The sequence below is a fragment of the Bradyrhizobium sp. CCBAU 11386 genome, assembly GCF_028128955.1.
Taxonomy (GTDB): domain Bacteria; phylum Pseudomonadota; class Alphaproteobacteria; order Rhizobiales; family Xanthobacteraceae; genus Bradyrhizobium.
Genome location: NZ_LBKA01000238.1, coordinates 37,933 through 53,291, shown reverse-complemented (window position 1 = coordinate 53,291; position 15,359 = coordinate 37,933). Strand labels below are relative to the sequence as shown.

At 65.5% G+C, this 15,359-nt stretch carries 12 protein-coding genes; 5 read left to right on the top strand and 7 right to left on the bottom strand.

Features of this window, described 5'->3' with window-relative positions; all coding sequences use genetic code 11:
- Positions 1 to 37 precede the first annotated feature (37 nt).
- Both atzF and XI09_RS25480 read right to left on the bottom strand, forming a co-directional pair.
- Complete coding sequence (gene atzF / locus XI09_RS25485) at positions 38 to 1,846, bottom strand: allophanate hydrolase (RefSeq protein WP_271569296.1); 1,809 nt, start codon at positions 1,844 to 1,846, stop codon at positions 38 to 40.
- Positions 1,847 to 2,054: 208 nt separating this feature from the next.
- A complete protein-coding gene (locus XI09_RS25480; RefSeq protein WP_271569295.1) occupies positions 2,055 to 2,558 on the bottom strand; it encodes a MarR family winged helix-turn-helix transcriptional regulator in 504 nt (167 codons plus the stop codon).
- 225 nt (positions 2,559 to 2,783) lie between these two features.
- On the opposite strand from XI09_RS25480, the gene XI09_RS25475 reads away from it, so the two are divergent.
- Positions 2,784 to 4,634: a feruloyl-CoA synthase gene (locus tag XI09_RS25475; RefSeq protein ID WP_271569294.1), complete on the top strand. Its 1,851-nt coding sequence runs from the start codon at positions 2,784 to 2,786 to the stop codon at positions 4,632 to 4,634.
- Between the two features lie 356 nt (positions 4,635 to 4,990).
- On the opposite strand, the gene XI09_RS25470 is transcribed toward XI09_RS25475, so the two are convergent.
- Complete coding sequence (locus XI09_RS25470) at positions 4,991 to 5,497, bottom strand: MarR family winged helix-turn-helix transcriptional regulator (RefSeq protein WP_092186320.1); 507 nt, start codon at positions 5,495 to 5,497, stop codon at positions 4,991 to 4,993.
- Positions 5,498 to 5,580: 83 nt separating this feature from the next.
- On the opposite strand from XI09_RS25470, the gene XI09_RS25465 reads away from it, so the two are divergent.
- The 3 genes from XI09_RS25465 to XI09_RS25455 are packed head-to-tail and all read left to right on the top strand — an operon-like array spanning position 5,581 to position 8,389.
- Entirely contained in the window at positions 5,581 to 6,789 is a 1,209-nt protein-coding gene (locus XI09_RS25465; RefSeq protein ID WP_271569293.1) for a cytochrome P450, read from the top strand.
- Between the two features lie 12 nt (positions 6,790 to 6,801).
- Entirely contained in the window at positions 6,802 to 7,125 is a 324-nt protein-coding gene (locus XI09_RS25460; protein WP_271569292.1) for a 2Fe-2S iron-sulfur cluster-binding protein, read from the top strand.
- Positions 7,126 to 7,177: 52 nt separating this feature from the next.
- Positions 7,178 to 8,389: an ABC transporter substrate-binding protein gene (locus XI09_RS25455; RefSeq protein ID WP_271569291.1), complete on the top strand. Its 1,212-nt coding sequence runs from the start codon at positions 7,178 to 7,180 to the stop codon at positions 8,387 to 8,389.
- A gap of 230 nt (positions 8,390 to 8,619) precedes the next feature.
- Here the strand turns inward: XI09_RS25455 and XI09_RS25450 are convergent, their stop codons facing one another.
- On the bottom strand, positions 8,620 to 9,885 hold the full coding sequence (locus tag XI09_RS25450) for an NAD(P)/FAD-dependent oxidoreductase (RefSeq protein WP_271569290.1): 1,266 nt from the start codon (positions 9,883 to 9,885) through the stop codon (positions 8,620 to 8,622).
- Positions 9,886 to 10,195: 310 nt separating this feature from the next.
- Between XI09_RS25450 and XI09_RS25445 the strand changes: the two genes are divergently transcribed.
- Positions 10,196 to 11,368 carry an ABC transporter substrate-binding protein gene (locus XI09_RS25445; protein ID WP_271569289.1) on the top strand — a complete coding sequence of 391 codons (1,173 nt, stop codon included), beginning with the start codon at positions 10,196 to 10,198 and terminating at the stop codon, positions 11,366 to 11,368.
- A 328-nt stretch (positions 11,369 to 11,696) separates the two neighbouring features.
- On the opposite strand, the gene XI09_RS25440 is transcribed toward XI09_RS25445, so the two are convergent.
- From XI09_RS25440 to XI09_RS25430, 3 genes are read right to left on the bottom strand one after another with little or no spacing between them, the layout of a single operon-like run.
- A complete protein-coding gene (locus XI09_RS25440) occupies positions 11,697 to 13,568 on the bottom strand; it encodes a bifunctional sugar phosphate isomerase/epimerase/4-hydroxyphenylpyruvate dioxygenase family protein (RefSeq protein ID WP_271569288.1) in 1,872 nt (623 codons plus the stop codon).
- Complete coding sequence (locus tag XI09_RS25435; protein ID WP_271569287.1) at positions 13,565 to 14,623, bottom strand: Gfo/Idh/MocA family protein; 1,059 nt, start codon at positions 14,621 to 14,623, stop codon at positions 13,565 to 13,567. The genes XI09_RS25440 and XI09_RS25435 overlap by 4 nt, the downstream gene beginning before the upstream one ends.
- Positions 14,620 to 15,357, bottom strand: a complete 738-nt coding sequence (locus XI09_RS25430; RefSeq protein ID WP_271569286.1) for an ABC transporter ATP-binding protein — start codon at positions 15,355 to 15,357, stop codon at positions 14,620 to 14,622. Before XI09_RS25430 ends, XI09_RS25435 begins: the two co-directional genes overlap by 4 nt.
- Positions 15,358 to 15,359 lie beyond the last annotated feature (2 nt).

Genomic DNA, 15,359 nt, shown 5'->3' with positions numbered 1-15,359 from the left:
TTCGCTGCGCTTGTTCGGGACGACGACGGTGTAGAATTCACGCCGTCGCAGCCTCCGCCATATACTTCCGCCAGCCGCCATAGGCAGTGATGTCTCGCGCCTCGCCCAGCACTTCCGGCTCGACGAGAAAGCCCTTCACGCTTCTGCCATCGGCCAAGCGAACAGTGCCGATCGCCATTGGCGCCGGAATCGCGTTGACGAACTTGCCGAACGCGGCCGACGACAGTGACCAGATCTCGAGTTCAATCGCAGAACCCTTGCCTGCTTCCACGCGCAGCATGCCGGGTTTCGGCGGCGTGGTCGGAAGCGCATAGAGCTTGTAGTCCAGCGCCGTCCTGGTCGCCTCGATCAGCTTTCCGTTCAGCGCCTTCAACTCGCCGTTCAGCGCCATGCCGGACAGATGCGCGCCGACGACGGCGATCGGGATCTCGTCGATGCCGCTTGCGGCAGGCGGCGTGAGCGCAGGTTGCGCCACGCCCTTTGCACCGACGCTCAGCTTGGTATCCGCATGGAACACGCGGCCGATGCTCGCAAGCAGCGCATCGCGGCCTGCGGGCGCCAGCAGCGTGATGCCAAACGGGATGCCGTCGGCGCGCATCGATGCCGGCACGGCGAGTCCGCAGAGGTCGAGCAGGTTGACGAAATTGGTGTAGGTGCCGAGCCGGCTGTTGAGCTCGATCGGGTTGGCCAGCACCTGCGCGGTCGTATACGCCGTCGGCGCCGTCGGCAGCACCAGCGCGTCGATATTGGCAAAGGTGCGCTCGGCGATCTTGCGCAGGCCCTGCAGGCGATAGAGCGCGGAGAAGGTATCTGCCGCCGTCAGCCGCGCGCCGGCGGCGGTGATCTCCCGCGTCACCGGAAGGATCGAGTCGGGTGCGGAGGCGAGCAGATTCTTGATCACGAGATAGCGCTCGGCGACCCAGGGCCCTTCATAGAGCAGCCGCGCCGTCTCGTAGAACGGCTCGAGATCGAATTCGACCAGCGTTGCGCCGAGCGCGGTCCAGCGCTTCAGCGCCTCGCCGTAAGCTGCTTCCGCCTTCCTGTCGCCGAAGAAGATCAGCTGCCCGTTGCGCGGCACGCCGAGGCGCAAATTTGCCGGAAACGGCGTGATCGCCCCAAGCGGCCGGTCGCGCGAGAACGGATCGGCCTGGTCCGGTCCCGCCATCACCGACAGCGCGAGCGCGGCATCGTCCACCGTCAAGGCGAAGACCGAGATGCAATCGAGCGTGCGGCAGGCCGGCACGAGTCCCGCGGTGGAGATCATGCCGAGGCTCGGCTTCAGCCCGACGATGTTGTTCAGCATCGCCGGCACGCGCCCGCTGCCGGCCGTGTCGGTGCCGAGCGTGAGCGGCACGAGGCCGGCGCCGACGGCGGTGGCCGATCCCGAGCTCGACCCGCCGGGAATCAGATCCTCGCGAATCGAATTTTTGGGAATGCCGTAGGGCGAGCGCACGCCGACGAGGCCGGTCGCGAACTGGTCGAGATTGGTCTTGCCGATGATGATGGCGCCGGCGGCGCGCAACCGCTCCACGGCAGTCGAGTCATGGGTCGGGGTATAGGAGAAGGCCGGGCAGGCCGCCGTGGTCGGAAATCCCAGCGCGTCGATATTGTCCTTCACTGCGACCGGGATGCCGTAGAGCGGCAGGCTGGCGGCATCCGCGCGCGCGGCAAGCTTTTCAGCCTCCGCGATCGCGTCCTTCTCGTCGCGCAGGCTGATGAAGACGGCGGGATCGTTGTGGTCGCGGATGCGCTGGTAGCTGCGCGCGATCGTCTGTGCCGGCGTGAGCGTGCCCGCGCGATGCGCGGCCACAATCGCGGCGATCGTTTCAGGCTGCTCAGCCCCCATTTTCAGCCCTCATGGCGACAAAACTCCGGCAACATGTCTTCACCCGGATCGAAGCAAGCGATGTGCCATTGTGTACAGAATCCGGGCAGCGCGGATGCTTCGGATACTATCGGAAGATCAGTAGGTTGGGGGATATTTCGGTGGCCGGGCGGGCCATCGCGCCAACGCCTTGTTCCGGGCATTTGCGCAAATTTTGGGCAGGCCTGGATCAGGTGAAGCCAGCGAGGATCTGGAGCAGCCGCTCCCGGTTCTCCTTGCCGATCTTCGCCTCGACATGCCGCTCGTGCTCGGCGGCGAGCCGCTTGAACTTCGCCAGCGCCGTCTCGCCCTGCGCGGTGAGATGCAGCGCGTGCGAGCGCCGGTCCGCCTTCGACTTGATCCGTTTCACGTATTTGCGCTGTTCGAGGCTGTCGAGCAGATGCACCAGCCGGGCGCGCTCGATGCCGAGGCGCTTGGCCACCGCCATCTGCGACAGGCCCGGATTGGCGCCGATCACCGTCAGCACCGAATATTGCGTCGGCCGGATGTCGACCCCGCCGAGCGTCTTGATGAAGTCCTGAAAGATCCAGATCTGGAAGCGCCGCACCGCATAGCCGGCGTGCCCGACCAGCGCGTCGAGCCCGATCTCGCCGGCGTCGTTCCGCCGCGCCGCGCCGTTGCCGGCGCGTTTGCGCGGCAGGCTGCCTGTCTCTCGATCGATTGCTCTATCCACGCATCGTCTCCGCAAACATCGCCGCGTCCCCTTCGCCTCTCCCCACTTGCGGGGAGAGGCCGGATCGCATCGCAAGATGCGATCCGGGTGAGGGGGAGCCTAGCGTCTCGATGGCTCGAGCGGAAGATTGTTGTTGACGACAACAATTGTCGTGCCCAACATTATGGCCAAAGCAGTCCGGAACGAGGCTGCGCCCGATCCCGGTCCGGGCGGAGGAGGAAACACATGACAGCCGCCTTACGCGGTGACGCGTCAAGTCTGTTCGCAGCGCCGAAGACGATCGCCGAGCATCGCGCCGACGGCAGCATCGTGCTGCGCTCGCCCGAACCGTTGCGCGACAGTGCGCGCTGCATCGGCGACTGGCTGGAGCAATGGGCGCGGCAGACGCCCGATGCGATCTTCCTCGCCGAGCGCGGCAATGTCGAAGCGCCATGGACCACCGTCACCTATGCGCAGGCATTGCGCCAGGTGCGTGGAGCGGCGTCGTGGATCCTGGCGCAAGACCTCAGCGCGGAACGCCCGCTCGTGATCCTCTCCGACAACAGTATCGACCATGCGCTGCTCGCGCTTGCCGCGCAGCATGTCGGCGTGCCTTCCGCTGCGATCTCGCCGGCCTATTCGCTGATGTCCAGGGATTTCGACAAGCTGAAGAGTATGATCGCGCTGCTCGAGCCGGGCGCGATCTACGTCGCCGCGACGAAGCCGTTCGCGGCGGCGCTGGCCGCGATCAAGCCGCTGCACCGCGCGCAGATCATCAGCGGCAAAGGCGATGACTCTGACGCACTCGCCTTCAGCACCGTTGCGGCAACGCCCGAAATTGCCGACGTCGCAAGAGCCTTTGCCGCGGTGACGCCGGACACGATCGCAAAATTCCTCTTCACCTCCGGCTCGACCGGCACGCCGAAAGCCGTCATCAACACCCAGCGCATGCTGACCTCCAGCCAGCAGGCCAAGGCGCAGACCTGGACCTTCCTCGGACACGCCAGCAGCGATCTCGTCATTCTCGACTGGCTGCCCTGGAGCCACACCTTCGGCGCCAACCACAATTTCAACCTCGTGCTGCGCAACGGCGGCTCGCTCTATATCGACGGCGGCAAGCCTGCGCCTGGTCTGTTCGCGACCTCGCTTGCCAACCTGAAAAGCGTGATGCCCACGGTCTATTTCAACGTGCCGCGTGGCTTCGACATGCTGATCGCGGCATTGCGCGGTGATGAGGAATTGCGCCGCCGCTTCTTCAGCGAGGTGAAATTCGCCTTCTATGCCGGCGCCGCGCTGCCGCAGAATCTCTGGGACGCGCTCGAACAATTGTCCATCCAGACGGTCGGCCGCCCACTGCCGATGGTGTCGGCCTGGGGCTCGACGGAAACCTCGCCGCTGGCGACCGACTGCCATTTCCTCGCCGAACGATCCGGCAATATCGGCGTGCCGATACCCGGCACCGAGTTGAAGCTCGTCACCTCCGGCGACAAGCTGGAGGTGCGCGTGCGCGGCCCCAACGTCACGCCGGGGTACTGGAAGGCGCCCGAGCTGACCAGGCAGGCGTTCGACGAGGAGGGCTTCTATCTCATCGGGGACGCGGTGAAGCTTGCTGATAGCGCGCGGCCGGAGCGCGGCCTGTTCTTCGACGGCCGTGTCGCGGAAGACTTCAAGCTCAATTCCGGCACCTGGGTCAGTGTCGGCACGCTGCGCCTCGCCGGCATCGCCGCGCTGGCGCCGCTCGCGCAGGATATCGTCGTCGCCGGTCACGGCGGCGACGAGGTGCGCTTCCTGGTGTTCCCGAACATCGCGGCGTGCCGCACGCACGCCGGTCTGCCCGAGACGGCTGATGTGAATGATGTGCTGGCCCATGACAAGGTCAGGACCGCAATCGCACAGGGCCTTGCGAAGCTGAAGCAGCAGGGCGCCAATTCCTCCGGCCACGCCACGCGTGCGCTGCTGCTTGCCGAGCCGCCGTCGGTGGACGGCGGCGAGATCACCGACAAGGGCTACATCAACCAGCGCGCCGTGCTGACGCGCCGCGCCGAGGCGGTGGCGCGGTTGAATGATGATGCGGCGGGCGAGTGGATCGGTCTGTAGCCATTGGCAGATCGAGTCGGAGTGAGGTCGCGCTCTCTCCACATCGTCATTGCGAGCGCAGCGAAGCAATCCAGGGTCTTTCCGCGGAGGGATTCTGGATAGCTTCGCTGCGCTCGCAATGACGAAGATAGGGGCGGGCAGCTCGCTAAATAGGCCAGCCAACCTGCCGCAATATCCTGCCTGATTCTTTTGTTGCCTAAGCAACTAATTTGTGCGAACCGTTCCAGACAGGGATGACGGTGGAGGAACCGCCGCGTCTGATCTCGGAGGAAACAATGCTCGGCAGGACTGGTGCTGCGGGCAAATACTGGCGCATGCCTGAAAGCGGCGATACGGCGCGCTTCACGCGCGGTGCGTCAGGTCGTGCTGCTGTCCGTCACCGCGCCGAGATTTTCGTGCAGCCGGCGGAGCAGATCGATCAGCACCTCGCGCTCGTCCTTGCTGAGGCAGGACAGCAGGCGCCGTTCGCGCTCGAACGCCGCGACGATCACCTTGTCATGGGTGGCGCGGCCTCTCGCCGTGAGCGCGATCGAATGGGTGCGGCCGTCATTCGGGTCGGTGCGGATCGACACCAGCCCGCGCTTCTCGAGGCCGGCCAGCGTCCGGCTCACCGGACCCTTGTCAAAGCCGATGACGTGGCAGATCCGCGAAGCGGGAATGCCGGGCTCGATCGCCAGCAGCGACATGATCCGCCATTCCGTGACGTTGACGCCGAACTCTCGCTGGTAGAACGCGGTCGCGCTGTTCGAGAGCTTGTTGGCGATAAAGGTGATGAACGCCGGGACGTAACGGTCGAGATCGAGCGTCGGCCCGGTCTCGGCGGGCGCGGGCTTTTGGCGGGCTCTGGTCGAAGACGGCGGCATGTCGGGCTTTTGACTCGTGAGGTGCCCGAAGACCTAAGGGCAAGCGCGGCCGTTTCACAAGATCAAAATGAGGGAGGACTTCAATGAGCGCATTTGGCTCCGCCGTATCAGGCGTCCCGCACCTCAACGTCGATCCCTTCGACATGAATTTTTTTGCCGACCCCTATCCGACGCACGAGCTGCTGCGGGAGGCGGGACCGGTGGTCTATCTCGACAAGTGGAACGTCTATGGCGTGGCGCGCTATGCCGAGGTCCATGCCGTGCTGAACGATCCCGCGACGTTCTGCTCCAGCCGTGGCGTCGGCCTCTCCGACTTCAAGAAGGAGACGCCGTGGCGGCCGCCGAGCCTGATCCTCGAGGCCGATCCGCCCGCGCACACGCGCACCCGCGCCGTGCTGTCAAAGGTGCTGTCGCCGACCGTGATGAAGCAGGTGCGCGACCGCTTTGCCGCGGCGGCGGAGGAACGGGTGGACGCGCTGATCGAAAGGCGCAGCTTCGATGCGATCACCGACCTCGCCGAGGCCTATCCGCTGTCGATCTTCCCGGATGCGCTCGGGCTGAAATCCGAGGGACGCGAGCATCTGATTCCCTATGCGAGCGTCGTGTTCAACGCGTTCGGGCCGCCCAACCAGCTGCGCCAGGAGGCGATCGCGCGGTCGACGCCCCACCAGGCCTATGTTGCCGAGCAATGCCAGCGCGAGAACCTCGCGCCCGGCGGGTTCGGCGCCTGCATTCATGCCCAGGTCGACGAGGGCGCCATCACCGCCACCGAAGCGCCGCTGCTGGTGCGCTCGCTGCTCTCGGCCAGTCTCGACACCACCGTCAATGGCATCGGCGCGGCCGTCTATTGCCTCGCGCGCTTTCCGGATCAATGGCAGCGCCTGCGCGGCGATCTCACGCTCGCGCGCAGCGCCTTCGAGGAAGCGGTTCGTTTCGAAAGCCCGGTGCAGACCTTCTTCCGCACCACCACGCGTGAGGTCGAACTGTCAGGCGCGACGATCGGCGAAGGTGAGAAGGTGCTGATGTTCCTCGCCGCCGCCAATCGCGATCCGCGCCGCTGGGACAAGCCCGACAGCTACGACATCACCCGCCGCTCGTCCGGCCATGTCGGCTTCGGCTCCGGCATCCACATGTGCGTCGGCCAGCTCGTCGCGCGCCTCGAAGGCGAGGTGATGCTGACGGCGCTGGCGCGGCGCATCGCGAAGATCGAGATCACGGGCGAGCCGAAACGCCGCTTCAACAACACGCTGCGCGGGCTCGACAGCCTGCCGGTCTCCATCACCCCGGCCTGACGAGGAGCCTCGATGCCCGCCATTACTTTCATCCATGCCGACGGCAAGTCCGACCGCGTCGAGACCTCAGGCGGCGAAAGCGCCATGCAGGCCGCGACCCGCCATGGTCTCGACGGCATCCTGGCCGAGTGCGGCGGCAATGCCATGTGCGCGACCTGCCACGTCTATGTCGACGAAGCCTGGCTCGCGCGCCTGCCCGCAATGGCTGATGACGAAGACGCGCTGCTCGACGGCGCCGCCGCCGAGCGGCTGCCGAACAGCCGGCTGTCCTGCCAGATCATGATCACGCCCGCGCTCGACGGACTGGTGCTGAGACTGCCGGAACGACAGGTCTGAATTCCAGAACGTGCCGGCGACGACCGGCGCGACACGCAAAGGGGAGGGAATAATGAAACACCTGAAATGGACGCTCGCGCTGGCCGCAAGCCTCGTGAGCGGCGTGGCAAGCGCCGAAATTTCCGACAATGTCGTGCGCATCGGCGTGCTCAATGACATCTCCGGCATCTTCCAGGACACCAACGGCATGGGCTCGGTCGAGGCCGCGCGCATGGCGGCCGAAGATTTCAACGGCGGCGGCAAGAACATCAAGGTCGAGATCGTCTATGCCGACCACCAGAACAAGGCCGATGTCGGCAACGCCATCGCGCGCAAATGGCACGATGTCGAGGGCGTCGATGCCATTGTCGACGTGCCGAATTCTGCGGTCGGCCTCTCCATCAACACGCTCCTGCGCGACAGCCGCATGACCTTCCTGGCGTCGTCCACGGCGAGCTCGGATCTCACCGGCAAGGCCTGCTCGCCCAACACCATCCAGTGGGTCAACGACACCTGGGCGACCGGCAACACTACGGCGGCCGCGATGGTGTCGCGCGGCGGCAAGGACTGGTACTTCCTCACGGTCGATTTCGCGCTCGGCAAGGGCATCGAGGCCGAAGCGCAGAAATATATCGAGGCGCATGGCGGCAAGGTGATCGGCTCCTCCAAGCACCCGCTCGGCACGTCGGACTTTGCCTCCTTCCTGTTGCAGGCGCAGAGCTCGAAGGCGCAGGTGATCGGCCTTGCCAATGCCGGCGGCGACACCATCAACGCGGTGAAACAGGCCGCGGAGTTCGGCATCCAGCAAAGCGGGCAGAAGCTCGTCGCCTTCCTGCTCTTCATAAACGACGTCCACGGCATGGGCATCAAGGTCGCGCAGGGCTTGCAGCTCATGGAAGCCTTCTACTGGGACATGAACGACGACACCCGCGCGTTTGCCAAGCGCTTCGGTGCGCGGCCGGGGATGAACGGCAAGATGCCGAGCGGCAACCAGGCCGGCGTCTACGCCTCCACCCTCGCCTATCTCAACGCCGTCGCCGCGACCGGCAGTGACAACGCCAAGAACGCGGTGCCCGAGATGAAGAAGTTCAGGGGCAAGGACAAGCTGTTCGGCGACACCGTCATCCGCCAGGACGGCCGCGTCGTGCATCCCATGTATCTGTTCGAGGTGAAGAAGCCGGAGGAGTCGAAATATCCGTACGATTATTACAAGCTGGTCTCGACGATCCCGGCGGAGCAGGCGTTTCGGCCGCTGGCGGAGGGCGGGTGCGAGTTGGTGAAGTAGCTGCTCTTTGCCTCTCCCCGCTTGCGGGGAGAGGCCGGATTGCATCGAAGATGCAATCCGGGTGAGGGGGGCGCTTCCGCGAGTTTGATGTCCGCGGAAGTGACGGTCTTTCAACAGGTCATTGCTCGCAATGACGATGGGGGAACATCGAAGGATTCGACTCTCACTGTCCCCGCGGAGACTCCCCCTCACCCCAGCCCTCTCCCCGCAAGCGGGGAGCGGGAGAAGCCTCACCCCACCACCTTGCTGCTGCCCTGCGTGATCAGCCGTGCGGCGCGCTGGTCGCGGGCGTAGATCCAGAGCCAGCTGAGGGCGACGCTGAGGCGGTGGCGGAGGCCGATCAGGAAGTAGATGTGGGCGATGCCCCAGATCCACCACGCGATCGTGCCGCGCAGCTTGATGCGGCCGAAGTCGATCACGGCGAGGCGCTTGCCGATCTGCGCGAGGCTGCCGGCGTGCTTGTAGCGGAATGGGCCTTTGTTCTCGCCGCGTAGCCGCGCCTTGATGGTTTCGGCGACATGCTTGCCCTGCTGCTTGGCGGCCGGGGCGATGCCGGGTACGGGCTTGCCCTCCCAGGCGTTGATGCTGACGGTATCGCCGATCGCAAAGATTTCGGGATGGCCTGGAATCGTCAGGTCGTCTTCGACCTGTACGCGTCCGGCGCGATCGGCCGGCGCGCCGAGCCATTCGGCGGCGGGCGAAGCGCGCACGCCCGCGGCCCAGATTCTTGTCTTTGCCTCGAGCAGCTTGCCGCCGAACACCACGCCCTCACGATTGATCTCGGTGACGGGCTGTCCCAGCACCACCTCGACGCCGATCTTCTCCAGCGAGGCCTGCGCGTAAGCCGAGAGGTCGTCGGCGAAGCCGGCGAGCACGCGCGGCCCTGCCTCGATCAGCACCACGCGCGCCTTGGTCGTATCGATGTTGCGAAAGTCGCCCGGCAGGGTGTGGTGCGCCATCTCCGCGATGGTGCCGGCGAGCTCGACGCCGGTCGGGCCGGCGCCGACGATGACGAAAGTGAGCCGCGCCGCGCGCCGCGCCGGATCGGTCTCGCGTTCGGCGCGCTCGAACGCCACCAGGATGTGACGGCGCAGTGTGGTGGCATCCTCCAGCGTCTTCAGGCCGGGCGCGAACTGCTCCCACTCGTCATGGCCGAAATAGGCGTGACGCGCGCCGGTCGCGAGCACCAGCGTGTCGTAGGGCACCTCGCTGCCGTCGTCGATCAGCACGCAGCGCCTCGTCGCATCGACGCCGCTCACGGTCGCGAACAACGTCGTCACCTCGCGTCGGTCGCGCATGAGATGGCGCACCGGCCAGGCGATCTCGCTGGTGGCAAGCGAGGCGGTGGCGACCTGGTAGAGCAACGGCTGGAACAGATGATGATTGCGGCGGTCGATCAGCGTGATGTCGACCGGGGCGCCCGCGAGCCGGTAGGTCGCCTCCAGCCCGCCGAAGCCGGCGCCGACGATGACGACGCGATGGGGTGTGGTGGTCATGATACGCCCTCGACTCTCGCTGCTTCTCTGCTTCATTTAAGTGCGGAAAGTGACCCGCGGTCCAATAGCCGTCATCAATCGCGGAATAGGCTGGGCGTATCGTCATGCTGCGAAAAAGCGCCGCAGCCTTGGACCAGGCCTTGGCCGAAGTGAGTAGAATTATATTTCTTGCCATCGCCGATGGGGGCGAAATATGGTGCAGGGCGGGCGCTGAGCCATTGGCGGCTCGACAGATTTTGCGTTCAATAGAGACAGGCCCGGGGCGGCGATCACCCCGTTTCCGGGATCAATAATAAGGAGGGGAGTGGTTATGAGGACGGCATTCTGGCTGGCGGGCGCAGCGGCGCTGGTGCTGGCAAATCAGGCATTCGCCGGCGACACCATCAAGATCGGTTTCGTCTCGACCTTCAGCGGCCCGACCGCCGTGATCGGCAACGACATGCGCAACTCGTTCGAGCTGGCGCTGGATCATCTCGGCCGCAAGATGGACGGCAAGCCGGTCGAGGTGATCTACGAGGACGATCAGCAGAAGCCAGATGTCGGCAAGCAGAAGACCGAAAAGCTGGTGCAGTCCGACAAGGTCGATTTCATCGTCGGCTACATCTGGTCCAACGTGCTGCTGGCCTCGCTGAAAACGGCGGTGGACTCGCAGACCTTCCTGATCTCGGCCAATGCCGGCCCGTCGCAGATCGCCGGCGAGCTCTGCTCGCCTTACGTGTTCTCGACCTCCTGGCAGAACGACCAGACGCCGCAGGCCATGGGCCTGTACATGAACCAGAAGGGCATCAAGAACGTCTTCCTGATCGGGCCGAACTATGCGGCGGGCAAGGACATGCTGGCCGGCGTGAAGAGCACGTTCAAGGGCCAGGTGATCGGCGAGGAGTATACGGTGTGGCCGAGCCAGCTCGACTTCTCCGCCGAGCTCTCCAAGGCGCGTAACTCCAAGGCGGACGCCATCTTCGTGTTCTATCCGGGTGCGGCGGGCGTGCAGTTCCTCAACCAGTATACCCAGGCCGGCCTGAAGCAGCAGATCCCGCTCTACACTGCCTTCACCATCGACGAATTGTCGCTGCCGCTCCAGAAGGACAACGCGCTCGGCGTTCCCGGCGCGCAGCAATGGGTGAACGACCTGCCGAACGAGGAAAACAAGCGCTACGTCGCTGATTACCGCAAGAAGTATACCGGCCTGCGGCCGAGCTTCTACGGCGCCCAGACCTATGACGCCGCCCAGCTCATCAACAGCGCGGTGGTTGCGGTGAAGGGCGACACCAGCAAGAAGGACGCGATGAAGGCCGAGATGGAGAAGGCCAACTTCAAGTCGCTGCGCGGTGCGTTCAAATACGGCAACAACCACATCCCGGTGCAGAGCTTCTACCTCCAGGACGTGGTCAAGGATGCCGACGGCCAGCTCGCGCTGAAGACGGTCGCCACCATCGTCGAGAACGACCAGGATCGCTTCCATCAGAAGTGTCAGATGAAGTGAGGTCTGTCTTCCCCCTCTCCCCGCTTGCGGGGAGCGGGTCGGGGTGAGGGGCTCTCGCCACGGGCGATCCCGTTACCGTATTCCCGCGCACTCTCCTCGTCATTGCGAGCCAACGGGTCCGCGCGAAGCGCGGCCCGATGACAGGCTCCGCGAAGCAATCCAGAGTCTTTCCCCGGAGGGATTCTGGATTGCTTCGCTGCGCTCGCAATGACGTGTTGAGCGGCCGTTGCTCCTGATTGTCATGAGACTCGCGGAGACTCCCCCACACCCGGAATTCAAGCTGTGCTTGAATTCCGGCCTCTCCCCGCAGGCGGGGAGAGGCGAAGGCCTACATCCGCGGCATGCTCGCGGGCCGCACTTCGCGCGACTGCGCCGCAAGCCTGATCCCGGCATTGGCCGCGCCAAACCCCTGATAATTCCTCCGCTCGACGATCTCGAAGAAGAAGCGCTCGTCGAAGATGTGGGTGTAGACCTGGAAGAACTCGCCGTCGCCCTCGCGGTCGTAGAGGATGTGGTTGGCGCGCAGCTGCGCCATCAGGTCGGGCGCGAGGTCGTATTTGGCTTCGATGTCGTCGTAATAATTGTCGGGAATATCCAGAAAGTCCGCGCCGCGGGCGCGCATCGCGGCGACCGCTGCAAAGATGTCCCGGCACGCAAACGCGACGTGCTGCACGCCCGAGCCGAAGAACTCCGAGATGAATCGGGCCGGCAGGGTGCGGTTGGCGGAGGAGCCGTTGAGCACGAAACGCAGGCTCTGGTCGCCGTTGATGATGGCCTGGCTCTGCACGAGGCCTCTGGGATCGGCGATCTCCATCTGCGGCAGCCGCTTGAGGTCGAGGATGCCGGTGTAGAACAGCAGCCAGGACAGCATCTCGTCATAGGGCATCGACTGCGCGATGTGGTCGACGGCGAGCAGCGCGTCTGCACGCGCATCGCTCGCAACCGGTTCGAAATCGGTGTCCCAGTTCTTGCCGGCCTGATCGAGGAAATAGAGCAGGCTGCCGCCGACGCCGTGGATCGCGGGGATCTCCAGCTCGCCCGGCCCGACCGGCTGGTAGAAGGTGCGCGCCTTCAGTGTCTCGGCGCGCTGCATGGCAAGGCCGGCATTGTCGACATCGAGCGCGATGGCGCAGACGCCGGGGCCGTGCGTGACGTAGTGCGAATGCGCAAAGCCGTCGGTCTCGCAATTGATCACGAGCTCGACCTTGCCTTGCGACCAGCGCTCCACCGCCTTGCTGCGATGCTTGCCGGTCTTGCGGAAGCCGAGCTGTCCGAACAGGCGCGCGAGATCGGTCGCCTTGGTCTCGTTGACGGCGAATTCGATGAAGCCGGTGCCGTGGCTCTTGGCCTTCGGTGCCAGCGGCTCGCTAACGAGCTTCGGCCAATCCGGTGCGAGCTGGTCCTCCAGCAGGATCAGCGAGCGCAGGCCGTCGATGGCGGTCTGCGCGGCCGAGCCTGCGCGGAACTGGTCGTTGAAGATCTCCAGCGACAGCGGCCCGGCATAGCCGGTCGCCGCGATCGCCGCCATGAATTCGCCGACCGGCAGATCGCCCTGGCCGGGGAACGAGCGGAAGTGCCGGCTCCACGACAAAATGTCGAGCTCGAGCTTCGGCGCATCGGCAAGCTGCACCAGAAAGATCTTGTCGCCGGGGATCGAGGCCATCGCGCGGACTGGAAAGCCCGGGGCGAGTGCATGAAAACTGTCGAGGATGACGCCGATCGCGGCGTGGTCGGCGCGCCGCACGATCTCCCAGGCGTCGCGGTAGTCGTTGACGTGCCGTCCCCACGCCAGCGCCTCGTAGCCGACGCGCAAGCCCCGCTTGGCCGCGCGATCGCCGAGCTCGCGAAAATCATCCGCGGCGCGGTCGATGCCGCCGAGCGAGCTGGGGGAGACGTTGGAGCAGATCAGCAGCAGGTCGGTGCCGAGCTCCTGCATCAAATCGAACTTGCGTTCCGCGCGGGCAAAGTTGCGCGCGCGCTGCGGCTCCGGCATGCCCTCGAAATCGCGGAACGGCTGGAACGCGCAGATCTCCAGATCGAGGTCGCGGCATAGCTTTGCGATGTCGCGCGGGCCTGCGCCGAACGACAGCAGGTCGTTCTCGAAAATCTCGACCGCGTCGAAGCCGGCGGCGGCGATGGCGCGGAGCTTTTCGTCGAGGGCGCCTGAGAGGGAAACGGTGGCGATCGAGCGCTTGTTCATGCTGCCTGCTCCATGATCCGCCCCGGTGAGATTGTCTGGCCCGTGCGCGCGGCCTCGCTGACGGCTTCGACGACGGCGAGCGTTCCCATCGCGTCTTCGGCCGGGATCAGCGGCTGTTCGCGGCCTGCAATGACTGCGCAGAAATGCCGGAGCTGCTCGACCAGCGGATCGAAGGCGGCCGGTACAACGGTCTCGCGCGACAGCGGGGCGTACCAGCCGGGCTGCCGCGCATAGGACCACAGCTCCATGTTTGGCACCGACAGTGATCCCGCGGTGCCGGAGAAGATGTAGCAGGGCTGGTCCTGTTTGGGATAAGCGGGGTTCTCGCCCGATGTCAGTTCCCAGCTCCATGGCGCCGGCGTTGCATCCGACACGGTCACCGTCCCCAGCGCGCCACCCGCGAAGCGCAGCAGCAACGCTGCGGTGTCCTCGACGGCGAAGCCGCGGGCCCTGTTCGAGGTCAGCGCCTGCACCTCGGCAATCTCGCCGCAGATGAAGCGGAGGTTGTCGATGTCATGGATGAGGTTGATGAGCAGCGGCCCGCCGCCCTGCTCGCGCCGCCAGGCCACCTCGAAATAATCGTCGGGCTTCTTGAGTAGCCACAATCCGACCACGGCGGTGAGCTGGCCGAGCCGGCCGGTTGCGACGGCCTCGCGCGCGGCCTTGATGATCGGATTGTGCCGGCGATGGTGGCCGACCAGCATCGGAACGCCGGTTCGCTTGACGGCCGCGCAGAGGCGCTGCGCGGTGGCAACCGTGTCCGTCACCGGCTTCTCGATCAGCGCAGGCACGCCCGCCGCCGCGCAGTCGAGCGCCATCGGCAGGTGCAGCGTGTTGGGTGAGGCGATGATGAGGCCGTCGGGCTTTTCCTGCTCCAGCAATGCGCGGTGATCGGCATACCAGGGCGTATTGCGCGCTTGCGCATAGTCCTTCGCGGCAGGCGAGGGGTCGGCGATGCCGGAGAGCTCGCAGTCCGGCGATGCCGCGATCAACTCTATATGACGGCGGCCGATCAGGCCGGCACCGGCAACGCCGATGCGCATTCGCGCGTTCATGCCGCGGTCTCCTCCATGGCGCCGCCGAGGAAGAGTTGCCCGATGCGGGGATCGTTCAGGATGCGCTTCGCGCCGTCGACCATGCGGGTCTGGCCGAGTTCGAGCACGATGCCGATATCGGAGATCTCCAGCGCCGAGCGCGCGTTCTGCTCGATCATCAGGATGGTGACGCCGCGCTCGCGCAGGCTCTTGAGGATGTCGAAGGTCTGCTGCACCATCAGCGGCGACAGGCCGATCGAAGGCTCGTCGATCAGCACCAGCTTTGGCTCGAGCAGCAGCGAGCGGGCGATCTCGAGCTGCTTCTGCTCGCCGCCCGAGAGCGTGGACGCCTGCTGTGCCGACTTGCGGCGCAGCGCCGGAAACAGGTCGAGTGCCGCCTCGATCCGCCTGGGCAGGTCGAGACCCTTCCCGGCGGCGACGCCGCCGAGCTCGATGTTGTGGCGCACCGACAGCTCGGGGAAGATGTTGCGGCCCTGGGGCACGTAGCAGATGCCGGCGTTGAGCAGCGCGCGCTGGCTCAAGTTCGTGACGTCGCGATTGGCAAAGCTGATCTTGCCCTCGCGCAGCTTGAGCAGGCCGAAGATCGCCTTGAACACGGTCGACTTGCCGGCGCCGTTGGGGCCGATGATGGTGGTGATGGTGGCTTGCGGAACGGAAAACATCGTGCCGTTCAAGATCGTCATCTTGCCGTAGCCGCCGACGAGATTGTGAACCGAGAGGATCGGGTCGCTCATGG

What these genes read in the sequence shown, in the direction of transcription:
- atzF (WP_271569296.1), bottom strand. Translation starts at nt 1,846, where the DNA reads ATGGGGGCTGAGCAGCCTGAAACGATCGCCGCGATTGTGGCCGCGCAT.
- XI09_RS25475 (WP_271569294.1), top strand. Translation starts at nt 2,784, where the DNA reads ATGACAGCCGCCTTACGCGGTGACGCGTCAAGTCTGTTCGCAGCGCCG.
- XI09_RS25470 (WP_092186320.1), bottom strand. Translation starts at nt 5,497, where the DNA reads ATGCCGCCGTCTTCGACCAGAGCCCGCCAAAAGCCCGCGCCCGCCGAG.
- XI09_RS25465 (WP_271569293.1), top strand. Translation starts at nt 5,581, where the DNA reads ATGAGCGCATTTGGCTCCGCCGTATCAGGCGTCCCGCACCTCAACGTC.
- XI09_RS25460 (WP_271569292.1), top strand. Translation starts at nt 6,802, where the DNA reads ATGCCCGCCATTACTTTCATCCATGCCGACGGCAAGTCCGACCGCGTC.
- XI09_RS25455 (WP_271569291.1), top strand. Translation starts at nt 7,178, where the DNA reads ATGAAACACCTGAAATGGACGCTCGCGCTGGCCGCAAGCCTCGTGAGC.
- XI09_RS25450 (WP_271569290.1), bottom strand. Translation starts at nt 9,885, where the DNA reads ATGACCACCACACCCCATCGCGTCGTCATCGTCGGCGCCGGCTTCGGC.
- XI09_RS25445 (WP_271569289.1), top strand. Translation starts at nt 10,196, where the DNA reads ATGAGGACGGCATTCTGGCTGGCGGGCGCAGCGGCGCTGGTGCTGGCA.
- XI09_RS25440 (WP_271569288.1), bottom strand. Translation starts at nt 13,568, where the DNA reads ATGAACAAGCGCTCGATCGCCACCGTTTCCCTCTCAGGCGCCCTCGAC.
- XI09_RS25435 (WP_271569287.1), bottom strand. Translation starts at nt 14,623, where the DNA reads ATGAACGCGCGAATGCGCATCGGCGTTGCCGGTGCCGGCCTGATCGGC.
- XI09_RS25430 (WP_271569286.1), bottom strand. Translation starts at nt 15,357, where the DNA reads ATGAGCGACCCGATCCTCTCGGTTCACAATCTCGTCGGCGGCTACGGC.